Below are 22,779 nucleotides of genomic sequence, written 5' to 3' on the forward strand. Positions count from 1 at the left end.
GTCATTTATCAACCGGTATACTCGCCGTGGGTGAATCATGTAGAGCGGTTATGGCAGGCGCTGCACGACACAATAACGCGCAATCATCAGTGCCGCTCAATGTGGCAACTGTTGAAAAAAGTTCGCCATTTTATGGAAATCGTCAGCCCATTCCCCGGAGGCAAACATGGGCTGGCAAAAGTGTAGCGGTATTAGGCGCAGCTATTTAGACAGGCGACAATTTTATAGAAGCATTATTCAGAATAGAGAAATTTCTAATTGCACTTTGTCCTATTTTTTCTGACTGGTGTAAGAATTATGTAAAAAAAAACAAAAAATACGGCGTATATAATATAGAAATTGAAATTTGGCGATAGTGATATGCGAAACAGCGGGGAGGTGGTAACAATATGAGATTATGTAATTAATATTATTTGTACGTTAAAGCGTACAAATTACAATTGATATAAAAAAAACTGTCCATTCAATGGTTTTAATGTTTTTTTATATATAAGTTCAGATAGTTAATTATAACCTATGTTGTAAAAATTTTGTTATGATTTTATTAAAGCCCCCCCCTTGATAAATACATCTAATCGTCAGGATAAATAATTTATACTTTGGTTATGGGAAACATAAAACTACATTTAGTAAGAGAAAGTTCATCAGCAAGAAATTTAGACCGATGAAATACAGCTATGAAGAAGAAATCACATTTTTATCTGCCAGTTTATTCTCCTGACTGGACGCGAAGGATAGCACTTGAGAGCATTATTGGAGGGAGCTATAACAATGTGAGTCCGGAAGCAGAGATATGTGATGATATAGACTCTTTTGTAGATTCCATTTGTAAGAGTGGGATAACTCCTGAGATGATCATAATCGATCTTCCGCCGAGAAGTAATTTTGGAGTAATTTTTTCTTTAAGAAAGAGTTTTCCGGAAACAGTAATGATGTTTGTGCAAAATTTTTTTTTGCATTCAGATCGCATGGTGGCAGAATACATGGGAGGGATATTATTAAAGGAATACAACACCCTAATTGCATGTTATCCACATTTTATTTTAACTGAGTTTATTAGTTCAGGAGATTTATACTTTCCGCAGCCGCCGACAAGGGTATTAGGAAAAGAAACAAGTATAAAGCAGGTACTAAACGAATTGGATCTCTGGATATGGCAACGACTGCCAAACATGATTCCATCTGCACGCGGACGCGAGATGGTCATGAGCTGGATGCTGAATGGTGAACCTGCAGCAAAAATAGCAATCATGACAGGCAGAAGTAGAAAGTTGATATATCACTACCGCTGGATGACAATGCATGCGCTGAATATCAAAAATTATAGCCGGGATTTTACTTCCTCTCTGACGGTAAAGGCGTAAGCTACTTTTCCGGGGCGGTAGCGTGATGCGGAAAAACTTTTGTATATAACTCAGTAAATACGATTGGTTTCCCTCGTTTTATCTATGGTATTTTTAAGATACTAATTCATTAGTATCTTTCTGATGTAACAAGGTGGTTAAATATGTCAACTGTAAAATATGATTCGTTGCACATCCAGAGGACAAACCCGGGCTTGATGCCGGGAAAAGTAGATATAAGATACTTTCGTTTACTTATCAAAGTATGTGTTTTGCATAGCGTGCCTGTGCGAAATGCACTAGAAGACTTTCTTGTCCATGGGTTAAGTCGTCAGGAGGCATGTGAAAAAAATAATGTAAGCCAAAGCAATCTTTCAGTTAAATATCGCCACATGCGAGTAGTGAGTGAAACTATTGCATGTATTTGCTCACTGAAACTAAGTGAAGAAAAGTCAGCGGAAGGATATGCTGTAGATTAATATGGAAGGGAAAGACCTTCACCATCACTCTAATTTGTGCTTAGGTCAGAATTTATTAAATTGAAACTAAAAATACCAGCCCAAGTCTGTATCCTAAGGCAGGAGTACATACTTGTAGTGGTATGTTGCTTTAACCATCACCTTGCGAATTACAGCATATTTGCAAGTAAGTTTGGCTTAAGCTACAACACTTTCTTAATGAGTTAGTCTCTTATCTAAAATTATTATTGTAAGGTTAAAAAATATGAAAAACACTACGCTGGTAGCCTCAGCTTTATCTTTGGCCATTATTTCTGTTTCTGCATCAGCAGGGGTAACCACCGGGCAACTGACATTTAACTGGCAGGGTGTTGTTCCTACTGCGCCAGTAACAGGGACTGGCTGGGCGTTTGTTGATGGACTGGATATTCCATATACGCCGGGCACTGAGCAGGTTAACGTTGTAATGGATAACACCACTAAAGCCATTTCTGTAACTGGTGTGAAGCCTTATGACTTCTTTATTGTTCCGGTTACGGGCACTATCACTCCGGGTACAGCAGTTACCCGTGGTACCACAATGAATACTGTTAAAGCATATCTGGGTTCAGAGCCTGTATCAGGCGGTTTTATTGGTAACAAACAGCTTGCCCTGAGCACCACAGATACCGCTGCAGACGGTCAGGTATCGATTACCCTGAATGGTAAAGTACTGAAAGTAGGTAATGTTAATGCCTCTGATGTTGCTGTAACTGATGCCAAAGAATCTCATGTCGTTATTGATGTAAATGCAAAAGCGACAGCAACAGATGTAGCTGAAGGCTCTTCAATCAGCTTCACTGCACCAGTTGTATTTGCAGTAGATATTTAACAGTAATCCCGTAAGGAGGGGAAACCCTCCTTATATAAAGTGTTTGAGGTTGTTATATGTACAGGTTTTTTGCTCTTTTATTATTACCATTTACAGCTTATGCTTTTAACGTTGACTCTATGGTTAAATATCAGAATAAAGAGGATTTTTTTATTCTGACTGGTGATAAAAAGGATTCCCGAGAATATATATATACCACAATCTCAGAACTTAAGGCAGTAAAAGGTAAGAGTGTTGAAGATGATTTATCTCTATCAAATGTTGCCTCCTGGCCAGTTATCGCAGAACCATCAGAAATAATACTCGGGGAGGGAGATCAGGTCAGGGTAAAGATTGAAAAGAACTTTGAGGCAACTGATGAAGATCGGATATTCGGTATTACTTTTACACCGGATTTAATCGGACAGAAAGGCCAGAAAAAATATAATATAGGTTTTGGTTATAAAGTATGGATGATTGTGCCTGGAAATGCCCCACTGAAAGGGGACGTTTTCGTAGAGAAAAGTAGTGTGTCTGGCAGCTATATTATAAAAAACAGCACCAACAAAGTTCTTGAAGTGGACATAAATTATTGCGGTAATGAGCGGGAATCAAACTCATGCAGAGGGCAATTGTTTATACGACCAGGTGTGGATAAAAAAGTAGAACTGGGCGTGAAAACAAAGAAGGCTGAGTTTAGTTTTTATGCAGGTGGCGATAAGAATAAAATGCTGAAGAAAATAGATTTATAACAATCAGGTGATGACTGTGTGTAAACCGGCAAAACTCGCTATTTTGATATCAATGGGCTTAAGCCTGAATGCTGTGGCAGATGAGCGTTCTATGGCTATTGCATCTCTTAACTCTCTGGCGTTTGCTAATGGTGAAAGTATTGCCTCGTCACGTTATGCATCAATCGTTTCACCTGGTTCAGAGCAGGTACAGTTAACATTTAACGGTGTAAATGAGACCTATCTTGATGCAGAATTGTCTATCGATACTGTGAAATTTAAGGATAATGATTCCTTTGCGTCGTTTCTCAAAGAGTCGGGCGTTAAATCATCTGATATTAAGAAGATAGTTGAAAAGAATAAGACAGAGGGATTTGTTCACTCCTCATCCTGTAAAGGGAGAAGGAGTGAATGTGTTGTTCCAAGTGAGTATGTTGACTTCGCAATTGATTACTACGACAAAGTAGTACGTGTTTTTTTTGCTCCTGAGATACTGGAGCAGGAGTCGGGGGAAAATGCGTATCTTAGTATGAATGGTGGTGCCGGAATGGTTAACAACATTTCGGTTTACTATGATGGTGGTATAAATGAAAACAATCCTTCTTACTATTTGCGAGATCAGGGTCGGTCGGGGTTTAATTCAGGGTTCCTGACTTATAACGTATATAAGTCTGATTATGAGTCTCAGGTCGATGACTTGTATTTTACACACGCCTTACTTCAGAAAAGTAAGTTCTCGGCAGGACGGATGGCATCAGCATCAGACTTTAACTCCTCCAGTTCACAGTCATTGTTTTCCGGAACATCACTCACAGGTCTGAGGGTGGGGACAGCGAGTGAGTATGTTGACAGAAGCTATGGAAACCGAAACTTCCGCTATTACAGTCCGGGAAATGGCAGTGTCGAGGTCAGAAAGAATGGAAGCACTGTTTATACAGCCTCAACTGTAGCAGGTTATAACGATCTTAATCTGGATGGATTACCATCCGGTAATTATACGGCAGAACTTTTAATTCGTTCTGCTTCCGGTGAAGTCGTATCACGTCAGGCCGTGATTGTGAACAATGTCAACGGAAGCGTCAATGAGTTCTCCTGGCACTTATTTGGTGGGCGAAGTACAGATGCTTATGGTTATGTACCAGCAGAAGATAAAAAGGTTTTAGAAGGTGGTTTTCAGGTTCCCTTTTTGACAAATACAGCCATGTTTTTAGGTGGAGGGTTTGTAGATACTCTTAGCGTCGCGTCTACAGGATTAAATTATGCTGGGGAACTCTTTTCATTGACTGCTAAACTGGGAGCTGGATCTGACAGTCTGAGATATTATGAAGGAAGCATTTTCCTCAGCGGTGTATCACTAACTTATAATAAAACAATGTCGGGAGAGCGCTGGGCTGAAGGTCAGAAAGGTAAACGGAGTGATACGTCATTCACGGCAAACTACAATACATCACTGACTAATTCGTTCAGTTTGAATGGTGGATATCTATACACCGACAGCAAGTCGCCACTGATTCTTACGGGTATTGATAAGGACAACAATATTTTCGCCGGGGGGGATACGTCTACCTCCCGTTTCCGTAGCCGAAGCGTGTATGCTAACATTTTTTATACTGCCAGTAATGGCGCGTCAGTGTATTCGGGTATGAATAAAGAATTATCCGGTTCAGGGTATAATGTGTCCATTGGTTTTACGATACCATTGTTTAGCAACAAAGTTAGTCTGAGTAGCTCGACATATTATACTGAGGGCGGGAAGACAAGCACTACTGCAACTACTGATTATACTGACAGTATTTCAGAAGCATGGTCGCAGAGAGTATCTGCAAGCACGTACCTGGCAGATGAGAGATACAGTTCACTAGGATATACATTATCACATAACAGTAAGTATATGTATGGTTCGGGGTATTATTATCAGACTGATAATGGGCAGAGACGTTATACATTAAGCGGAAACAGTACTCAGGTCTTGGGTGGAGCAGGTCTTGATTTCGTGTCATCAGGCCAGTTGAACAATGCTTTCATCACTGTTGACCGCGATTTAGCCTATGATGTTTCAGTTAAGGATATGACAACTAATACAACAATTTATCTTGACGGTAAGAAAAGAATAATTCCTGTTACTCCGTACCATAAGTTAAAAGTGACAGCGAGTACTGAATCAGGGGATTATGTCCTTGAAAGCGGGAAATCAAGAGAAACCAGGACGGTTGTCATGGTTCCGGGGTCGAGCACAAATGTCAGTACAAAAGCTGTAAAAGTGAGCAGTTTGATTGTTACTGCCAGAAGTGAATCCGGTGGATATTTATCAGGTGCAACCTGTGATGCAGAGAATTGTATTTCTACTGGCAGACTGAGTAGTGGTGTGTATCGGGTTAAATTCATGGGTGACTTTACACAGATTCGGGCGGGTAATTACAGTTGCCGGGTAAATGCCGTACCGGGAAAACGCTTTTATGACGTAACCTGCAGATAGATTAATGCCGGAGAAGACATTTTATGTTAAGAAAAACTGCATTAACAGGTGTGCTGTCTGTATTGCTAATGAGCATCGGTAGTGCCCGGGCAATTAATGAAGCGACAATTACCGAGAATGGAAGGGTCGCAACACTTAAAATTCCACTAAAGGCAACAATAACAGATGATATGACAGTGAGGGAAACCATAGATGTTACCCCTTTATCATCCCTGTATGAAAATGCAAGATGGAATAAAACGACAAAAAAATTTGACGACCATGAACTATTACTGCGAGTGATAAAAAGCGAAAAGGTACCGGTGTTGGTTGAGATTATAAACGATCAGTATACATGCTCATATAATAATCCTGACTGGCTGGCTGCTCAGTCACAGCCAACGGCTCTTGCCGGCGTGAATACAGGATATACGTATTCTCTGTTATGGAGTGGAAATTCGGTGTCCATGCCATCATCGTCGCGTTCAGCACGAATTGACAGTTCTGCTTCATGGCTTCAGGGGCTGGATGGTAACTATTTTCTTGATTTGAAAATTAAGATTGGTTTTCCTGTTGTGAGTGGCTCAGCGGAGCTGATGAGTAAAGGTGGCTTTTGCAGAGGAAGTGTTTCAATGCTGATAAGCAGGACGCTGTAGGAGGTTATATGAAATATTTTAATTTTTCACTGCTCATAGTATGTTCAGTCCTGTCCCTGCATGTTCATGCTTTCAAGGTTGACAGCCTTTTGAAGGTAATGAATGGACAGGATAATAGTGTTGTGCTCACCAGTGATCGTGAGAGTGGGCGCGAATATATACATGTTAGTTTATCAGGCATCGTTATGAGCGGAGATGATAAAGGAAAAGAATTTCCTCTCGACGCTAATAATGTATCAGCATGGCCAGTGCTCGTCGAGCCCGGAGAGGTGGTGCTGGATGCAGGTGATGAAGTAAAATTAAAAATAATCAGGAATTCAGAGCGCCAGTCCGAAGATATGGTAATAGGTATATCTTTCATCCCTGACGCCGAAAGAGTGCAGATAGATAACTCGTCATTACAGGTCTCCGTTGGTTATAAAACATGGCTTATCCTGCCGGGAACCAGTGAATTACTAGGCGATATACGTGCACGCAGGGATGGGAACAAAATTATTATAGATAATATAAGTAACAAGATAATTAGAGTTTTGCCAGGAAGTTGTGCGAGTAACTCACCGTCGGAATGTCTCAGTAATATAATTTCGATGCCTGGTACGAGCAAAACGATAGATTCAGAATTATCGGGCGAGACTACGTTGGTATTTTATAGTTTTTCCGACCTGAATAAAAAGCTGAAAGAGGTTATATTATGATAAAAAGAATAACAGGTTATATTGCATTAGCATTCTTCAGTAATATTGTGAATGCTGTTACACTCACTTCAGAGTTTACGATTACTAACAGAGTAATTGAAAAAGAAAACATTGTCAGTACTGAGCCCGCTATGACTTATACCAACGATGGATCTGGTTTTTACAAGATCACTGACAGCCATACTGATGCTCAATTTACTAACCTTAACTCACCAAGGAAGTCTTCGTATTGGGGATATGGCCGTGCAACAAGTCTAGTTACTATACAGATGAAGGGAAAAAGACTAGGACATACCTTTAATGTGTACGGAAAAATTGGAAATTCAAGTATTCAACTGAGCGGAAGTATTCCCCTAGATGCAAATGGTAATGTAGGGCTATTGAATGGTATAAGAGGTAGTTGTGATTCTGTAGAAGACAATGGACCAGCAGAAAATGTCATACACAAAATTAATGTTAATTCAAGTATATCAAGTGATGGAGGTAATTGTATCACTAATGAATACAATTATGGTAGTTCATCTTCAGTAATTAGATCCACTGGGGTTGAAAGGGATTTTTATCTTCGTTTAGATTTACTACAACAGGATATTTCATACAGAAAGGCTCCTCCTGACGTTTATGTTGGGAATCAATCATTTACTGGAATATTTATATCAGCAGGTAATCCACAAGGTTCTATTAAAACCAACATTCCCTATATAAATAATTTAACTATAATAAAAAAACCATACTTTGATAATGTTACGTTGTTATCCCAGGATAACACATTTACTGTTCAGACTGTCGGAAGCAAAGTCAATGGTAGTGTGACCGTCCCTTATGTTATGAATGGACAGTTTACGCCATACGACAGAGTGACGCTTAATGTCACATCAGTAAATAATTTCTCACTGATAAATAGTCTCGATACGACAAAGAAAATTCCATACAGTCTGAGTACGACTCTTGGAACACGAAAGTTTCAACTTGCTACTCAGGGCGTAGGTGGTGGTACAGTTGTATTTACTGACCTGCCTAAAAGCGCAAGTGCAATGCAGGGGCGATTTGATGCCAGTTTCTCTGTTGATAAAACCAGTGTGGTTTCCGGAGAATATACAGACACTCTAACTGCGGTTTATCAGATTGACCTTGAATCATGAAATTCTGTATAGCTGGGGCGGTGATTTTAATTTTTGTTTGAATGGTGTAAGAATAATAATATCATGATGATTATTATTCTTTGGTAAAATGCCCATAGTGGGTTTAATGTTAAAAGGAAAATATTATGATTAAAAAAATTATTTTTGGAATCGCTTTTGCAGCACTGACCTCTCAGGCAATGGCAGCTTCTGAACCTTACAAACCGAAAGTTAATGCAAACATGTGTATCACGTTTAATGGAAAGTCGATTGTATATCTTACTAATTATCAGGATTGTATGGAGCCTGTTCAGCGTGGTTACGCCAAAGGTGTTGGTGTGGGAGTCTGGCTTAAGAATACTGCAACGGGTAAGGTAAGCGCGGGTCCAAATGGCCTTGTCACTCCAACCCAGGGATACTCTTCTGCACCTGCAGGTTACATTGTTGATGGTTTTAATCCTTCATCAGCTTATTGGGCGCAGTAAAAACTAAATCGTTGAATATCTAACGTAATGACACATGCCAGCTGTTTCAGGCATGTGTTTTCATGATAAAGTATATAACACAGGTATTAAATATAAAAATCAATCTATAATATGTATTAAAAGGTGCATTACTAGCTATTTTTTGTAATGCAATATTTAAATTATTTTGTGGTGGTGTTTAATAATTCACTCAGATTAAAACCTGAAAAAGTATTACGTATGTTTTTAAAGTAACTCTCATTTTAATTTCTGTACTGTTAGCCTTAAATTCAATGGCTGCCCCTAAACCCTACGAGCCAAGTGTTAAACCATCCGATTGTGTTGTGTATACTCCATATTCGATGAGCTATAGAATGAGATCAGCATGTCTGGAACCAGTTCAAAAAGAATGGGCTTTTGATGCATTAATCGTTATTCATAGAGTACATTACGAGAATACAGGAAATATAAATAAAATCGATCAAGTTATTATCGGGCCTTCCAAAAGTTATACTGTCCCGTCTGGTTATATAATCACTAACACGTATAAATATATTAGTGCAGCACACTGGGCAAGATAACTTGGTTGTAGTTTATGAATGTATGTATCTGGTTATTTTACCAGATACCCTCTAAGGAATAGTTGTAGTGTTGAAAAAAAATGCTTCTGCATTTATGGTTTTTATTGTCGAATCTATATACTCACTCTGTGAATATGGAAAGCAGACTGTGTTTTTTATATGTTTTCTTTCGTTAAGCCTGTCCGGTATTTGTGTTGTTGATTCGGCAATATACAGCGTCGGTAAAAAAGCTCAGGATGAACTCAGAATTGATGGTAACAATACTATACGAATATATTACCGAATACCACCAACCATACAGGAAGCTAAGTCAAAGCTCAGCGGGGTTAACCGTGAACTGTTATTTGAAAAAAACAGCTCCCTGAAAACCAATTCAACTGCAGTTGCAGACTTTCCCCAAGGGTATACACCGGTCATAGGTGTTGAAAGTTCCTCTTCATTAGTCAGAAGTCTTGGCCTGAGTGATTTATTTAGAGATAATGTGGCAATTTATAAAGGTGATTGTTCAGTAACACTTCCGGAATTTATCCAGATTAATCGCATCCCGTTCAGGATTGTTGGTTGTAAATCGTTTGCAGTCACCTCGTTCCTTGACAGCCTTGGTTTGGGTGAAGCTAAGTCTGACACGGTTTTTGTCCCTTTAAATACAGCAATGAGACTTGAACTTGATACGAGAGTTAATAATGCTACAGTGAAATTTAATCGGGAAGTAACTACTGAAGATGTCGAGCATTATAAAAAATTTGTAAATGATAATTTCAAATCTGGAGGGGATATATCGTCATTCCTGAATGCCAAAATGTCTGTCGATAATGTTATAAATAAATTCTCGCTTCTTTCAAATTTCATCTACATTTTTCTGTTAATTTCATCAGTGGCTATTATGGTTATCATGTGCCGAAAAATGTTCGATGAGAGGAGAACTGAGTTTGCGCTAAAAATCATTCATGGTATTAGTATAAAAGCGATAACTATCCAAGTATGCACCGAGATGTTTATAAAATCCGTTGCGTCTCTTATTCTTTCTGTATTTATGTCTTTCATAATCCTCCAGTTTTTGGTTCATTACATAAATGTAAACTTGCTTGTAAGATTCGAAATTGTCATGTTTGTATATATTATTGTGTTTATAGCAGGATTCCTGACTTCTGTTTATTGTGGTCGCGGATTTTATAAACTGAATCCTGTCGTGTTAATCAGAGGGCGGCTGTGCTGAACAAAAACATCATAATTATATTCATGTGTTTGTTACCTGTAGCAGAAGGTGTTGCAGATAGTCAATGCATACTAGATAATGCATGGAAAAAAACATACAGTTATCGGAATTCTATATTATCTTCTCAGTCTTTAGATATTGATAGAGAAAATAATAACATTTCTCTTTTACCATCTGTTTCTGCCTCTACATCCCAGAATATTAATAGTATTTCTGGTGTCGGAAATGCGGGGGATACATCGCTTGGTCTTTCTGTTTCACAATCGCTTTACTCTGGAGGGATTTTTTTCAAAACGAACGAAATTATTAATAATAAGTCGTTGCAAAATAGGCTGATGGAGGAAATTGACCGTATAGACTACATCTTGTCTGTTTATGATGCGGTTTCTGACATAAATTACAGATATGAACGGTTAGGTGTATATAAGAAACAGCTTAAGTTACTTTCAATACAACTTAAAAAGAATGAGTATGAATATAATTACGGCAATATCTCTGGAGCTGAGCTGCAGATCTTTTTAAGTGAAAAAACAAAGACTGAAGATATAGTTGAAACTGAATTAAGTGAAATTAGAAGACAAATCGAAAAATTACATGAGCTCTATTATGTTGATGTTGACAAGATTAAATCGATATCAGCTTCGTCAGTTCTGGCCTGTAAACGTGATGGTCTAATAGGCCTTAACAAAAAGTACAGTGAGCAGGAGCGAGACAACCTGAAATTAAACTTTGAAAAGAGCCTGGCATCTTCTCTGTCTCCTGCTGTTGATATATCCGTCAATGTATCACCTAAAAATGGCGGTATGGTCAGTAATGCTAACAGCGGTTTTGATCATACTGCGGGGCTATCAGTTAGCATACCTTTAAGTGGTTTTGTTTCTTATACCACGCAAAAAAAACAATATGCAGTTGATTTATCAGCATCCTTTTTATCTGAGGATAACGAATTATCTAGATTAATTACAGAAAGGAATGATTCTGAAGCAAAGCTAAAAGATTTGGAGCGGAAAGTTATTGTTTATAAAAAAATACTGGCAATGGAAAAAAAGAAAGTGGATTACGCCTACTTTAGATACACTAACAAAACTGGTTCGCTTATAGAATATCAGAATGAACTTAATGCTTATAATCAATCTCAGTTAGATTTTAAGTTAATGGAGAGTAATCTTGAAGGCCATCGCATTCGTCTTTCTTTTTATTAGTAGTTTGATAAAAACTGTTGTCGCCGCCCCATATTATGGGGTGCTTGATGGTGGTTCCACACTTACCTTCTCTGCGCCTGTGTCAGGTGTTGTTTTATTCAGCATTGATGAAACAGAAAGGATGTCAATACTGAAAAACAGAACTCTTTATGAAATAAAAAGTAAAGAAATTTCCTCTGACAAAAATATTGCCTTGCTGAAACTCAAAGATTTAAAAAATAAAAATACAAGGCTCAGTGCTCAGCTTAATGTTTTAAAAAAAGGTGTTAGTCAGGGGTTTGTGAGTGAGAATGATTTTTATATAAAACTTGATGAGCTTAATGAAAATGAAATGAATATTCGCCTTACAGAAAATGAGTTAACACAACTTTCATTTCTTGAAGAGCAAAGCACTCCTTTAATTAAGGGTAGTTTTATTTTTCGAGAGGTTTTTGTCAGTAACGGTCAGTTTGTTAAAAGCGGTGATAAAATTGCGCAGGTGACGACACTAGATAAACTTATTATCAGAATTAAAGTTGATCCTGTTGTCAGTACTGAGTTCACTTCTGGAAAGATCGTTAACTTTCGCTCACTGGTTAATAATAATGTTACGGGCACAGGAAAGATTACCAGTATATCATCTGAAGCAGGTCCTGCAAACACGGATGGACTTAAAATAGTTACTATTACTATTCCGGAATCTTCTGATATTTTACCATTAATCGATACAGCATTTGAAGTTTATTCCAATGATAAAAATTAACATTTGTAAAAAGAGTTTTTCTGAACGTACTATACTTGAAAATACGGCTCTTGTTGTTAACGAAGGTGATTTTATTGTTATAACGGGACCCTCAGGAGCAGGGAAAACATCGTTACTGAATATTATAGGCTGTCTGGACTCTGATTTTACTGGAGATTACTTTGTTTTTGATGACTTTATAGATCATCAAAATAAAGTAGCAATGCTTGAGGTAAGAAGAAAATATTTTTCCTATATTTTTCAGGACTCCCTCATTAATGACAGGCAAAGTATTTTACGTAATATGAAAAGCTCTCTTCCTTTTACTTATATGGCTGACTGTAATAATATCAGCACTCATCTTTCGGATGTGGGCCTTTATATGGATCTGAACAGCAAAGCAGCTTTCTTATCTGGTGGTGAAAAACAAAGACTTGCTCTGGCAAGGGCTTTAATCAAAAATCCTAAAGTTATTCTTGCCGATGAACCTACAGCAAGTCTCGATTCAGAAAATAAGAAACGTATCATGAGCATACTTGAGACTATCAATGCTTCAGGTGTAACTATTGTTATGGTGACACATGACCTAAATCTTATAAAGTCCGATTTTACGTGCTACCATATTATGGATAAAAAAATAACCTATAACAGTTAGCAAGAAATTTATATAAAAGATTTCAGTGATACGGTGATGGCAGATGTATTATATAGACATTTTGTTGATTTTTGGCTCATATTTATTGTTGTTATTCTCAATTTTTAGAATACAAAAATTGTATTCTGTTTTTCTGTTGTTAGCATTCGATTTTCTTTTTTTATATTTTATTTTCGGATCCCAAATCTCAGGCATAGTCACCACTGGTCCCGGGGTGCTCGTTTTTACACCATTACTGGTTTTTAATCTACACATTGTTTTTTTAATAATCCTGGGTAAAAGTAAGATTGGAGCTATGTTATCACTGTGCCCTGTTCTGCTTTGTTTGATTCCTTCTCAGGCATTCATCATACCTGCTCACCCGTTAATTCTTTTATATGGAATAAGTGAAATATCAGATTTTTTACCCAGATTTTCCCACCCGTTAATAAATACATTTTTACTGTATTTTTTACCTGTTGTAATAGTTGGTAAATATCCTACACTGCGTTTTGCAGCAATGTTGATGTTGTTTGCCATATTTATTACTAATTTATACATTAAAGAGCATCGTAATGCTGATCTCAAAACACTCAGGGTTCTGATTGTTCAGGTAGGTATGTATGTTGATAAAGGTCATAATATTGATAATATTATGAATGATATCGATCAGTATTCAGATGTTGATGTTGTTGTCTTTTCAGAGTCCACCGAGTTCGGTGCTAAACGTGGTGCCCGCCGAATGCAAACAGAGGCTTTAATCCGCGATTTACAAAAACGTTCTGGTAAAACCTATATTCTGAGCCTCTATGGTTACTCTGACAATGGTATTGATTATAACTATCGCTCGTCACTTTTTATTGAAGGCCATCACCTTGATTATTATCCGAAATTGAAACTTGTTCCAGGCTGGGAAACAAGAGGTTTCTTATACAGAGATGAAGATTTTAGTGCTGATTACCTTGCAACTCCATCATCCAGGATAAAAAAAGTGCACAAACTGATTAACTCAGCAGACATTACAACCTATTCATGTTTTGAAGCTTTTTTCTATCCCCTGACAGATCGTAAGTCAAGTCTTAATGTTATTCAGTCCAGGTATACAGATATAAAATCTGATTCATTTTCAGATTTTAATCGTTCAATTATTTTTGGTAATATCCTTTCATATTTTATGCTCTCACCTGACTATACCCCATTGCTATCTGTACAGGATTCTGGGGGCTCGGTTTATATTGATCGAAACGGCACCATAGATCATGGTTTTTTTCAGAGGTCCCTGGAGTCTCCATTTGTCAGACTCGATATAAGTATGTCACTATAAAAACTTAACTGTATGTTATTTTTAATACTGGCGCGATATAAATGCTTTTTATCCACATGCTGAGGTTTTTTAAATGAGTCATAATCTACCTTCTGACTCTGTTGAGTCTGATAATTATGTTAGTTTAGCATCAAATGCCCGTCTTAATGAACGACGTCGGCACTACAGTATCGCAATGGAAGAGTGGGAAAAAGCTTCTTTTTTAGCCCACAATACTCTCAATTATGACTGGGCTCGCGCTCGTATGGAGTTTTGTAGAAAACGTGCAACATCATGTATTTTATTTGAAAATATATCTCAGGGGGATGCCCCTTTGATTTGATAATAGTCTTTAGTTTGTAAATTTATTTCACATTATTAATATATTGTTTAAAAATAAAAAGATTAATTTGGATTGAATTATGTTACGAGATGAGTTACGCGATGTCATGGTACGTCATATATATCATAGTATGCTCACAAAAACTATTTATGCTGAACATACTATTAACAAGTCCCTTCGTCAGAGAAATACTATGCTTGATTTAGCCTTTCGTTTAAGGACTTTTGAACAGTTATTTACTCCTTATTTGAATCGACTGTACCGACTAGTAAAATCTTTCAACAGGATTGATGTTAATAATGATTTACATATTAAAGAAGGTAGAAAACTAAAAACACTGACATCTGAACTCTACGATAACATTTCATCTACACAAGGTAATCTTTCATATTCTTATTCTGAAATTATTCTTACTGCTGATAGTCTTCTTTTTTCTTTACTCAAGGCTAAACATTATCTTTGGCGCGACCGTTTATATATCTCTATTCTTTCCGGTGTTGTTAATGATCTAATTCTTGAGGAAAAGCACTGCTCCTTAGGATTATGGATCCATGGTGAAGGATTTAAACGATTCCATCATTTATCTGATTTTCATGATTTTGATCTTCGTCACCATCTACTCCATAAGGTTGTTGATGACTTTTTAAATCGGGAACTTAACAGATTAAATCCGCATGAGTTGCAGACTCTATTAATTGATATTGAGGATAAGAGTCAGAACCTGGTCATGGCTCTCGATAAACTTGATGATAAAATAAATATTCTTAATCAGTCACCTTTATCACTATCTAAATGATTAATGACTTTAGTTCTTTATTTTATCGTGTGTCTTTCTGGGTGTAATCTCATTTTATATGAAAATTTTGCGTGTTTTGTTTCCCTTTTTACTGTGCCTTCCTTTGCTATGCCTTGCTAAAAGCATGTTATCTATCAATCCCGGAGCTTATATCTGGCATACAGATGGACAGGGGAAGGGATATACACAGTATACAAATAATCAGTTTTTTGCCATTGAAGGCAACAGCAACCCTGCATCCAGTTACAGATTTTCAGCCGGAACATTGCTTAACAGTTTTTCTGATAGATGTATCCTGTTAGGCCTCCGAAAGGACTGGTGGGGCAGAGATGGATGGAAATTCAAAGGTGGTTATGCTTACGTTGGTGAATTTTTCATTCCTCAGTTTAGTCACTGTGGTGATGACGGTGTTAATCATAACGTACGTAATATTACTGGAATCGGATTTGCGCCTTACATTTACCATGCGGTTCAGTTTGACTTTAATGAAAAGGTAGGTATTGAAGGGGGGCTTATCTTTCCGTCTGTTTTAGTAATCAGTTTTCAGATACATTTTTAATTTTTGCTGAGCGTTTTGTCACTAAATCATATCGATTTGGCATATTTCATTTTCCTGTTTTTGTTACTCTTAATTTTCTAACCTCATCAAAGGATATTCATTATGAACAAAATTTCAGGTCTTGCTTTGGGTGCCGGATTACTTGTTAGTGCTGTTGCGAGCGTAAGTGCTGCTAAATTTAGTCTCTCAAGCAGTGATATGCAGGAAGGTAAACCTCTTCATCCCGGTCAGTTTTTTAAAGGATTTGGCTGCTCTGGAGGAAACGTTTCACCTCAATTGTCCTGGAAAAATATTCCTGCAGGCACGAAAAGTTTCGCTATTACAGTCTATGATCCGGACGCACCTACTGGCAGTGGATGGTGGCACTGGACTATGGTTAATATTCCTCTTTCCGTTACCAGCCTACCGGCAGGTGCTGGTGATGTCAGTAATACCGGTGTTCCGGCTGGAGCCGTCCAGGGGCGTAACGATTTTGGTTATGCAGGTTTTGGTGGTGCCTGTCCTCCAGAAGGCGATAAAGCTCACCGTTATCAGTTTACCGTATGGGCGCTGAAGACAGATACACTTCCAATTGATAATCAGTCATCGGGTGCACTTGTTGGTTTTATGCTTAACAGCAATGTTTTAAGCAAGGCCGTTCTGACAGCTGTAGCTACACGTTAAACCTTTAAGAGATTTCGCGATGCAGAAAAATTATCTCATAAATAAGAATTTTACGTTGACTTGTGTCACTTCAAGGCATCTGCATCGCGTTAATCTCTATTCAGCTGCCCTTTTCCATGTCACACAGGGACATAAGACGCTCTTTTATGGTGATACACAGTTGACAGCTACAGCCAGCGACTTAATTATTATTCCTGCGGATTTGTCGCTTGACATTGTTAATCATCCTTCATCGGGTTTTTTCCATTCTGATTTATTGCTTTTAAGACCACAATTGCTTTCAGCGTTCAGAAGAACAGCTTCTCCTGAATTTATTTCTGAGCCACAAAAATCCCTTTGTGTTCCTTTTAATCCTGAACTGTTATTTTTATGGAATAACATTATTGAAGCATCCCGGCAGGGCCTTTCCTTCCATTTTCAGGAACATCTTATTACAGGGTTTCTCAGTATCTTACACCAGAAGGGTTATATTCTCCCTCTTCTGCGTCCGGCATCTGACGGATTCAGTGACAGTGTACGGCAGATTGTTATGCTTTCTCCTGCAGAGGCGTGGACTGTTGAGGATGTAGCCCGTCAGCTCGGTGTTGGCGGATCTACGCTCAGAAGGCGTCTTCAGCAGGAATCAACAGGATTCAGACAAATTGTAGAAGAGGTCCGTATGTCTCATGCACTATCGATGCTCCAGTCTACTGACATCCCTGTAGGAGAGATTGCACTCCAGAGTGGCTATCTCTCAGGCTCCCGTTTCACGGCCAGATTCCGAAAACACTACGGTATCTGTCCAAAAAATATTCGCTGCCCCTCAGATTTTAAGGATACATACATGAAGATTAACTCTATCGATCATATTGTTCTTACAACTCATGATATTCAGGCCTGTACTCACTTTTATACCCATATTCTTGGTATGCAATTAGTCGCTTTTGGCGATAACAGAATAGCCTTTTTATTTGGTAACCAAAAAATTAATGTTCATCTGTACGGTAATGAATATGAACCTAAGGCGCATTTACCGGTACCCGGCTCGCTCGATTTATGTTTCATAGTCTCTGATAATATAAATGATATTATCGGGATGATGTTGAGCAAGGGGGTTGCCATCTGTGAAGGGCCTGTTATCAGAACTGGTGCGAGAGGGGAGATTATTTCATGTTATATCCGGGATCCAGATTTGAATCTCATTGAGTTGTCCAGATATGCTAAGTGTTCTGATTTCCTTTTTCCTTCTTGTGTATAAAAAATGTCATTACATGTTACATCCATGAGGTGGGTATGCCCAGATTATCATTATGTCGTTTTCTCCCCACATCTTCCTCACTCCTCAGGGCTGTCATTATATCTGGATTAGCACTTGTTATAACAATTGTATTACTTTTTTGTTTCTCATTAAATCTTATCAGTTCCGGTGCTAACAGAATAGATAATCATCGTGCAGTAGTGACTGTTGATGGGGCCATTCAGTCACGACTGCGTATGATTCAGAGTATGACTGTTGATAATGCTGTCTGGGATGAAGCTGCGAGGGCTGTATACCAGACACCTGTTGATCATCAGTGGCTGACTGAATCTCTTGCTTCCGACTATAAAGTAAATCGACTCTATGACGGTACATTGGTACTTGATGAGAATTTCCGTGTGATTTGGGGCTCTGTCAGTAGACAGCCCTATACAGAAGTCAGTACAGCTTTTTTGGGGAAAGGATTACAGGCTGTTATTCAAAAAGAACGACACCTTCTTTCGACCGGACAAAACAGTTACTCAGGGCTTACCATTACTGACAAGGGAGTTGCTCTGCTTGGGATTGGTCTTATACGTCCAGTAACCGGGGTATCTGACTTGCCCGCAGGCATGAAACGTTATCTTGTAGTTATTCAGTACATGAATAAGCGTATGCTGAACGAACTGGATTCTTCTTTCAAAATAAATAAACCTGTTGTGTCTGCTTCTCCTGAGGGCGAACTTAGTATTCCTCTTAAGGCTGTTGATGAAAGTGTTTTAGGATATCTTAGCTGGCAACCTGAGTTGCCCGGTGCCCGAGCTGCAAGGCAGGCCGCAGGTGATATTCTGTTTATTATTATTCTGTCAATTATACTCATTCTTACTTTCATTCTTTTCAGTTACACAGGTATATACAGGCTTGCGGTTAGTGAGAAGAATGCCCGTACAGCTGCTTTAACTGACTGGCTGAGTGGCTTACCAAACCGTCGAAGCATGGCTGGCTGGCTGAATAAATACCATTCAGATGGAAGAATTACCCTCGTAATTATTGACCTTGATGGCTTTAAGGCAGTCAATGATATTTATGGGCATGATACTGGTGACAGGCTGATTATCCATTTGTCATCCCTTCTTAAAGAATTAGTTCCTGATAAAGGCATATTGGCTCGATTGGGAGGGGATGAGTTTGCAATGGCAAACTGCGGGTCTGATTCTGAGCATATTGCTTACTTGTTTGCACAACGAGTCCTTTGCTTACTTGGACAACCGGTAAATATTGACGGTAAGGTTATTCATACCGGTGCCAGTATTGGTATTGCAAGTTATAATGGAGAAAAACTTTCCTGTGCCGAGTTGTTCAGGCGGGCTGATATAGCTATGTATGATTCCAAATCATCAGGTAAACACCGAATATCACACTACAGCCGATTACTTGACTCACGGCTCACAAAGCAGAAACAGACTGAAAATGAACTTCGTGCTGGATTGGCCAACAATGAATTTGATGTTGTATATCAACCTGTTATAGACACCCGCACCTTGTGTATTTCATCTGTGGAGGCCCTGGTTCGATGGCCTCGCAGACCTGGTGGAGAGATGTTCCCTGATGAATTTATTCCAATTGCAGAAAGCAGTGGCCTGATAACCCCACTTGGGGAGTTTGTTTTACGACGTGCATTCAGGGATATTTTACCGCTCAAAAACATTGGGTTGTCTGTTAATATTTCACCAGCCCAGCTTGAAAAAGCTGATTTTCTTTCCACATTACAGGAGATACTCAGGGAATCAGAGTTTCCGTCAGAGCGAATTCAGGTGGAAATTACGGAAACATGGCTTTCAGGCTGTGCAGAACAAAGCAAAAGAAGTATGAACAAACTCAGGTCACTGGGTATACGGCTGGCACTTGATGATTTTGGTGCCGGTTATGCCAGTATCGGTTATCTGCGCCGTTTCAGTTTTGACGTAGTAAAAATTGATAAATCGCTGGTAAGTATTATGGACGCAGACCTACAGGCGCTAGCCCTTGTGAGGGCAACAATATCTGTATCTGGTGCTCTGGGTATGAGTGTTACAGCAGAGGGGGTGGAAACAGAAAAACAAATGGATCTGTTAATTCAGAGCCGATGTGATAAATTGCAGGGATTCTATTTCAGTAAACCCCTTGGAATTATAGCTCTGAAAGAGCAATATCGGATTAATAACCAACAGCCACAGTATACACTGCTATGATTTTCTGCAGGCCATCACTAAACTTTATTAGTATTTATCCTGGGGTAATAGCCACTGACTATCACTTATAAAGGTAATGACTATTGGTCATCAACATTCTATGTTGGTAAACGTTAAGTGAGTGCCGTATTGACGGCTATTTATTGGTGAGATCTACATTCCATGGCAGGAGTTCAGCTACTTTATTCGAAGGCCACTCCGGCAGTACGCTCAGGATATAGCGAAGATAGGCTTCCGGATCTATACCATTGAGCCGGCATGTCCCGAGCAGTCCATACAGCAGGGCACCACGTTCACCACCATGATCGCTGCCGAAGAAGATGTAGTTTTTCTTGCCAAGACAGACCGCTCGTAACGCGCGTTCAGCAGCGTTATTATCAGGCTCTGCAAGGCCGTCATCACTGTAGTAACACAACGCTTCCCACTGGTTCAGGGCATACGCGAACGCTTCGCCTAACCGCGATTTTTTCGACAGCGTTGCGCTTTTCTCCACCAACCAGTCATACAAGGATGCCAGTAACGGTTTACTCCGGGATTGCCTCGCCGCCAGCCGTTCTTCTGCCAGGAGCCCGCGTATTTCTTCCTCGATGGCATACAGCTCGCCAATACGTTTCAGGGCTTCCTCTGCTGTCGCCGTTCGGGTGCTGATGTACACATCGTGGATTTTTCTGCGTGCGTGGGCCCAGCACGCAGCTTCTGTCAGCGGGCCACCTTCACGCTCTGCAATGAACAGGCGGTCGTAGCCTGCGAAGGCATCCGCCTGCAGCACACCATGATAGTGTCGAAGATGTTGTTGGGGATGCTTCCCCTGGCGGTCTGGCGAGAAGGCGAACCACGCTGCTGGCGGATCTGACGAACCGCTGTTCCGGTCATCGCGTACATACGTCCAGATACGCCCTGTTTTTGTTTTCTTTTTCCCCGGAGCCAGCACCGGCACCGGCGTATCATCGGTATGCAGTTTGTGGCAGTCCATCACGTAGGTGTACAGTGCATCATTCAGTGGCGCCATTAAGCGGCAACACGCATCCACCCAGTTGGAGAGCAGCGCACGACTCAGCTCCCCCCCCCCCTGACGGGCAAAGATTTCAGTCTGACGATACAGCGGCAGGTGCTCACAGTATTTCGCGGTTAACACCCGGGCCAGCAACCCTGGCCCGGCGATACCGCGATCGATGGGACGTGAGGGCGCTGGCGTTTCAACGATGCAGTCACATCGGGTACAGGCTTTTTTCACCCTGACGATACGGATCACTTTAAGGGCACTGGAGACCAGTTCCAGCTGCTCCGCGCTGACTTCGCTGAGGTATGCCATACCGCTACCGCAACCCGGGCAACAGGTTTCCGCAGGCTCCAGTCGCTGTATTTCTCGAGGAAGATGTTCGGGCAGAGGACGACGATGGCGTGACTGGCGAAGCTGGCGCGGAACCTGCGGATCATCGTCCCGGCCATTATAACGATCGCTTTGCTGCTCCTGCTGTTTCAGCAGAGCTTCGGCCTCTTCAACCTGGCGGCGCAACTTTTCAGAGCGTGTGCCGAACAACATCCGACGCAGTTTTTCTATCTGTGCCCGTAGGTGCTCTATTTCGCGCTCTTCGTTCTCTATTTTCTCTTCAGCGCGGGCCAGCGCCGAACGCAGGAACGACTCAGTCTCTGCAACGAGACTGAGCTGGTTGTCTTTCTGGCGGAGCGCATCTTCCAGCGCGACGATACGGGCGAGATAGTCCTGACTCATGACCCTATTTATAATGCGGTCATGTTCTTTTTACAACATTGTCAGNAGGTGCTCTATTTCGCGCTCTTCGTTCTCTATTTTCTCTTCAGCGCGGGCCAGCGCCGAACGCAGGAACGACTCAGTCTCTGCAACGAGACTGAGCTGGTTGTCTTTCTGGCGGAGCGCATCTTCCAGCGCGACGATACGGGCGAGATAGTCCTGACTCATGACCCTATTTATAATGCGGTCATGTTCTTTTTACAACATTGTCAGCGAGTTAAGGCATGCTGTTTTTGGCTGACGCCAGTCCAGCTTATCGAGGAGCATAGCGAGTTGTGAGCGAGTGATCGCGATTTTACCGTCGCGTACAGCAGGCCAGAGGAACTGGCCTTCTTCCAGTCGTTTGGTAAACAGACACAGACCATCTGCACGGTCTGCATACGTATCAGGCCAGTAGCCCGCGCCTTTTCGGGGCGGGATAAGCGCGCTGATTTTCTTACGCCTCAGTTCATCGTGACAGAGCCGGGTGTCGTAAGCCCCGTCCGCTGCTGCTGACCTGATTTTTCGGTGTATCTGTCGGATAAGATCCGGGAATGTTTCTGAGTCCGTAACGTTGTTCAGCGACAGGATTGCGCAGAAGATTTCATGTGAGTTTGATTTATTCAACAAAACCTGAAATATTTTGATTTTACTTCCCTATGATTTACAGGTATTAAAAATGTTAAATTCTTACTCATGCTTGGTCGAAATCAAACAGGGTAAAATAATGGGTTTTACTTTTGATGGTATTCATTCATGGCGTGGTATTCCTTATGCTACTCCACCAACCG

21 protein-coding genes and 5 pseudogenes are annotated in these 22,779 nt (G+C 40.1%); 22 read left to right on the forward strand and 4 right to left on the reverse strand.

What is annotated here, in order from left to right:
• The 22 genes and pseudogenes from B9P82_RS24035 to B9P82_RS24140 form a co-directional block, all read left to right on the forward strand.
• Window positions 1–186 (forward strand): annotated as a pseudogene (locus B9P82_RS24035) (IS630 family transposase); the annotation flags it as partial.
• 491 nt (window positions 187–677) lie between these two features.
• A complete protein-coding gene (locus tag B9P82_RS24040; protein ID WP_101701062.1) occupies window positions 678–1,364 on the forward strand; it encodes a hypothetical protein in 687 nt (228 codons plus the stop codon).
• 143 nt (window positions 1,365–1,507) lie between these two features.
• The gene (locus B9P82_RS24045) at window positions 1,508–1,822 is read left to right on the forward strand and encodes a PapB/FocB family fimbrial expression transcriptional regulator (RefSeq protein WP_101701063.1); all 315 of its coding nucleotides are present in this window, start codon (window positions 1,508–1,510) and stop codon (window positions 1,820–1,822) included.
• A 244-nt stretch (window positions 1,823–2,066) separates the two neighbouring features.
• Entirely contained in the window at window positions 2,067–2,672 is a 606-nt protein-coding gene (locus tag B9P82_RS24050; protein ID WP_101701064.1) for a Cro/Cl family transcriptional regulator, read from the forward strand.
• Between the two features lie 56 nt (window positions 2,673–2,728).
• Window positions 2,729–3,403 (forward strand): hypothetical protein, encoded by a 675-nt coding sequence (locus tag B9P82_RS24055; RefSeq protein ID WP_101701065.1) that lies wholly within the window; start codon window positions 2,729–2,731, stop codon window positions 3,401–3,403.
• 16 nt (window positions 3,404–3,419) lie between these two features.
• On the forward strand, window positions 3,420–5,858 hold the full coding sequence (locus tag B9P82_RS24060; protein WP_168188466.1) for a TcfC E-set like domain-containing protein: 2,439 nt from the start codon (window positions 3,420–3,422) through the stop codon (window positions 5,856–5,858).
• Window positions 5,859–5,881: 23 nt separating this feature from the next.
• Window positions 5,882–6,493, forward strand: a complete 612-nt coding sequence (locus B9P82_RS24065) for a hypothetical protein (protein WP_101701067.1) — start codon at window positions 5,882–5,884, stop codon at window positions 6,491–6,493.
• An 8-nt stretch (window positions 6,494–6,501) separates the two neighbouring features.
• On the forward strand, window positions 6,502–7,188 hold the full coding sequence (locus B9P82_RS24070) for a hypothetical protein (RefSeq protein ID WP_101701068.1): 687 nt from the start codon (window positions 6,502–6,504) through the stop codon (window positions 7,186–7,188).
• Complete coding sequence (locus tag B9P82_RS24075; RefSeq protein WP_101701069.1) at window positions 7,185–8,330, forward strand: fimbrial protein; 1,146 nt, start codon at window positions 7,185–7,187, stop codon at window positions 8,328–8,330. Before B9P82_RS24070 ends, B9P82_RS24075 begins: the two co-directional genes overlap by 4 nt.
• A gap of 125 nt (window positions 8,331–8,455) precedes the next feature.
• A complete protein-coding gene (locus B9P82_RS24080; protein WP_101701070.1) occupies window positions 8,456–8,794 on the forward strand; it encodes a hypothetical protein in 339 nt (112 codons plus the stop codon).
• Window positions 8,795–9,421: 627 nt separating this feature from the next.
• Window positions 9,422–10,570, forward strand: a complete 1,149-nt coding sequence (locus B9P82_RS24085) for an FtsX-like permease family protein (protein ID WP_101701071.1) — start codon at window positions 9,422–9,424, stop codon at window positions 10,568–10,570.
• Window positions 10,564–11,772, forward strand: a complete 1,209-nt coding sequence (locus B9P82_RS24090; RefSeq protein ID WP_101701072.1) for a TolC family protein — start codon at window positions 10,564–10,566, stop codon at window positions 11,770–11,772. Before B9P82_RS24085 ends, B9P82_RS24090 begins: the two co-directional genes overlap by 7 nt.
• Complete coding sequence (locus tag B9P82_RS24095) at window positions 11,738–12,514, forward strand: HlyD family secretion protein (RefSeq protein ID WP_143704285.1); 777 nt, start codon at window positions 11,738–11,740, stop codon at window positions 12,512–12,514. Before B9P82_RS24090 ends, B9P82_RS24095 begins: the two co-directional genes overlap by 35 nt.
• On the forward strand, window positions 12,501–13,148 hold the full coding sequence (locus B9P82_RS24100; protein ID WP_101701074.1) for an ABC transporter ATP-binding protein: 648 nt from the start codon (window positions 12,501–12,503) through the stop codon (window positions 13,146–13,148). The genes B9P82_RS24095 and B9P82_RS24100 overlap by 14 nt, the downstream gene beginning before the upstream one ends.
• A gap of 214 nt (window positions 13,149–13,362) precedes the next feature.
• Complete coding sequence (locus B9P82_RS24105) at window positions 13,363–14,451, forward strand: hypothetical protein (protein WP_143704286.1); 1,089 nt, start codon at window positions 13,363–13,365, stop codon at window positions 14,449–14,451.
• 73 nt (window positions 14,452–14,524) lie between these two features.
• On the forward strand, window positions 14,525–14,773 hold the full coding sequence (locus B9P82_RS24110) for an ANR family transcriptional regulator (protein ID WP_101701076.1): 249 nt from the start codon (window positions 14,525–14,527) through the stop codon (window positions 14,771–14,773).
• 79 nt (window positions 14,774–14,852) lie between these two features.
• Entirely contained in the window at window positions 14,853–15,569 is a 717-nt protein-coding gene (locus B9P82_RS24115) for a CZB domain-containing protein (RefSeq protein ID WP_101701077.1), read from the forward strand.
• A gap of 58 nt (window positions 15,570–15,627) precedes the next feature.
• Window positions 15,628–16,128 carry a hypothetical protein gene (locus B9P82_RS24120; protein WP_101701078.1) on the forward strand — a complete coding sequence of 167 codons (501 nt, stop codon included), beginning with the start codon at window positions 15,628–15,630 and terminating at the stop codon, window positions 16,126–16,128.
• A gap of 102 nt (window positions 16,129–16,230) precedes the next feature.
• Window positions 16,231–16,791, forward strand: a complete 561-nt coding sequence (locus tag B9P82_RS24125) for a kinase inhibitor (protein WP_101701079.1) — start codon at window positions 16,231–16,233, stop codon at window positions 16,789–16,791.
• Window positions 16,792–16,810: 19 nt separating this feature from the next.
• Window positions 16,811–17,587 (forward strand): annotated as a pseudogene (locus tag B9P82_RS24130) (helix-turn-helix transcriptional regulator); the annotation flags it as partial.
• A 27-nt stretch (window positions 17,588–17,614) separates the two neighbouring features.
• A complete protein-coding gene (locus B9P82_RS24135; protein WP_101701125.1) occupies window positions 17,615–18,028 on the forward strand; it encodes a VOC family protein in 414 nt (137 codons plus the stop codon).
• A gap of 35 nt (window positions 18,029–18,063) precedes the next feature.
• Window positions 18,064–20,238 (forward strand): putative bifunctional diguanylate cyclase/phosphodiesterase, encoded by a 2,175-nt coding sequence (locus B9P82_RS24140; RefSeq protein ID WP_101701080.1) that lies wholly within the window; start codon window positions 18,064–18,066, stop codon window positions 20,236–20,238.
• Between the two features lie 136 nt (window positions 20,239–20,374).
• Here the strand turns inward: B9P82_RS24140 and B9P82_RS24145 are convergent, their stop codons facing one another.
• From B9P82_RS24145 to B9P82_RS29115, 4 genes and pseudogenes are all read right to left on the reverse strand, one after another.
• Window positions 20,375–21,970: an IS66 family transposase gene (locus B9P82_RS24145; RefSeq protein ID WP_101701081.1), complete on the reverse strand. Its 1,596-nt coding sequence runs from the start codon at window positions 21,968–21,970 to the stop codon at window positions 20,375–20,377.
• Between the two features lie 69 nt (window positions 21,971–22,039).
• Window positions 22,040–22,177 (reverse strand): annotated as a pseudogene (locus tag B9P82_RS29505) (hypothetical protein); the annotation flags it as partial.
• Between the two features lie 30 nt (window positions 22,178–22,207).
• A pseudogene (gene tnpB, locus B9P82_RS29110) lies at window positions 22,208–22,378 on the reverse strand (IS66 family insertion sequence element accessory protein TnpB); the annotation flags it as partial.
• Window positions 22,379–22,606: pseudogene (locus B9P82_RS29115) on the reverse strand (transposase); the annotation flags it as partial.
• Window positions 22,607–22,779 lie beyond the last annotated feature (173 nt).

This window comes from Citrobacter sp. L55, assembly GCF_002850715.1.
Classification (GTDB): Bacteria; Pseudomonadota; Gammaproteobacteria; order Enterobacterales; family Enterobacteriaceae; genus Citrobacter; species Citrobacter braakii.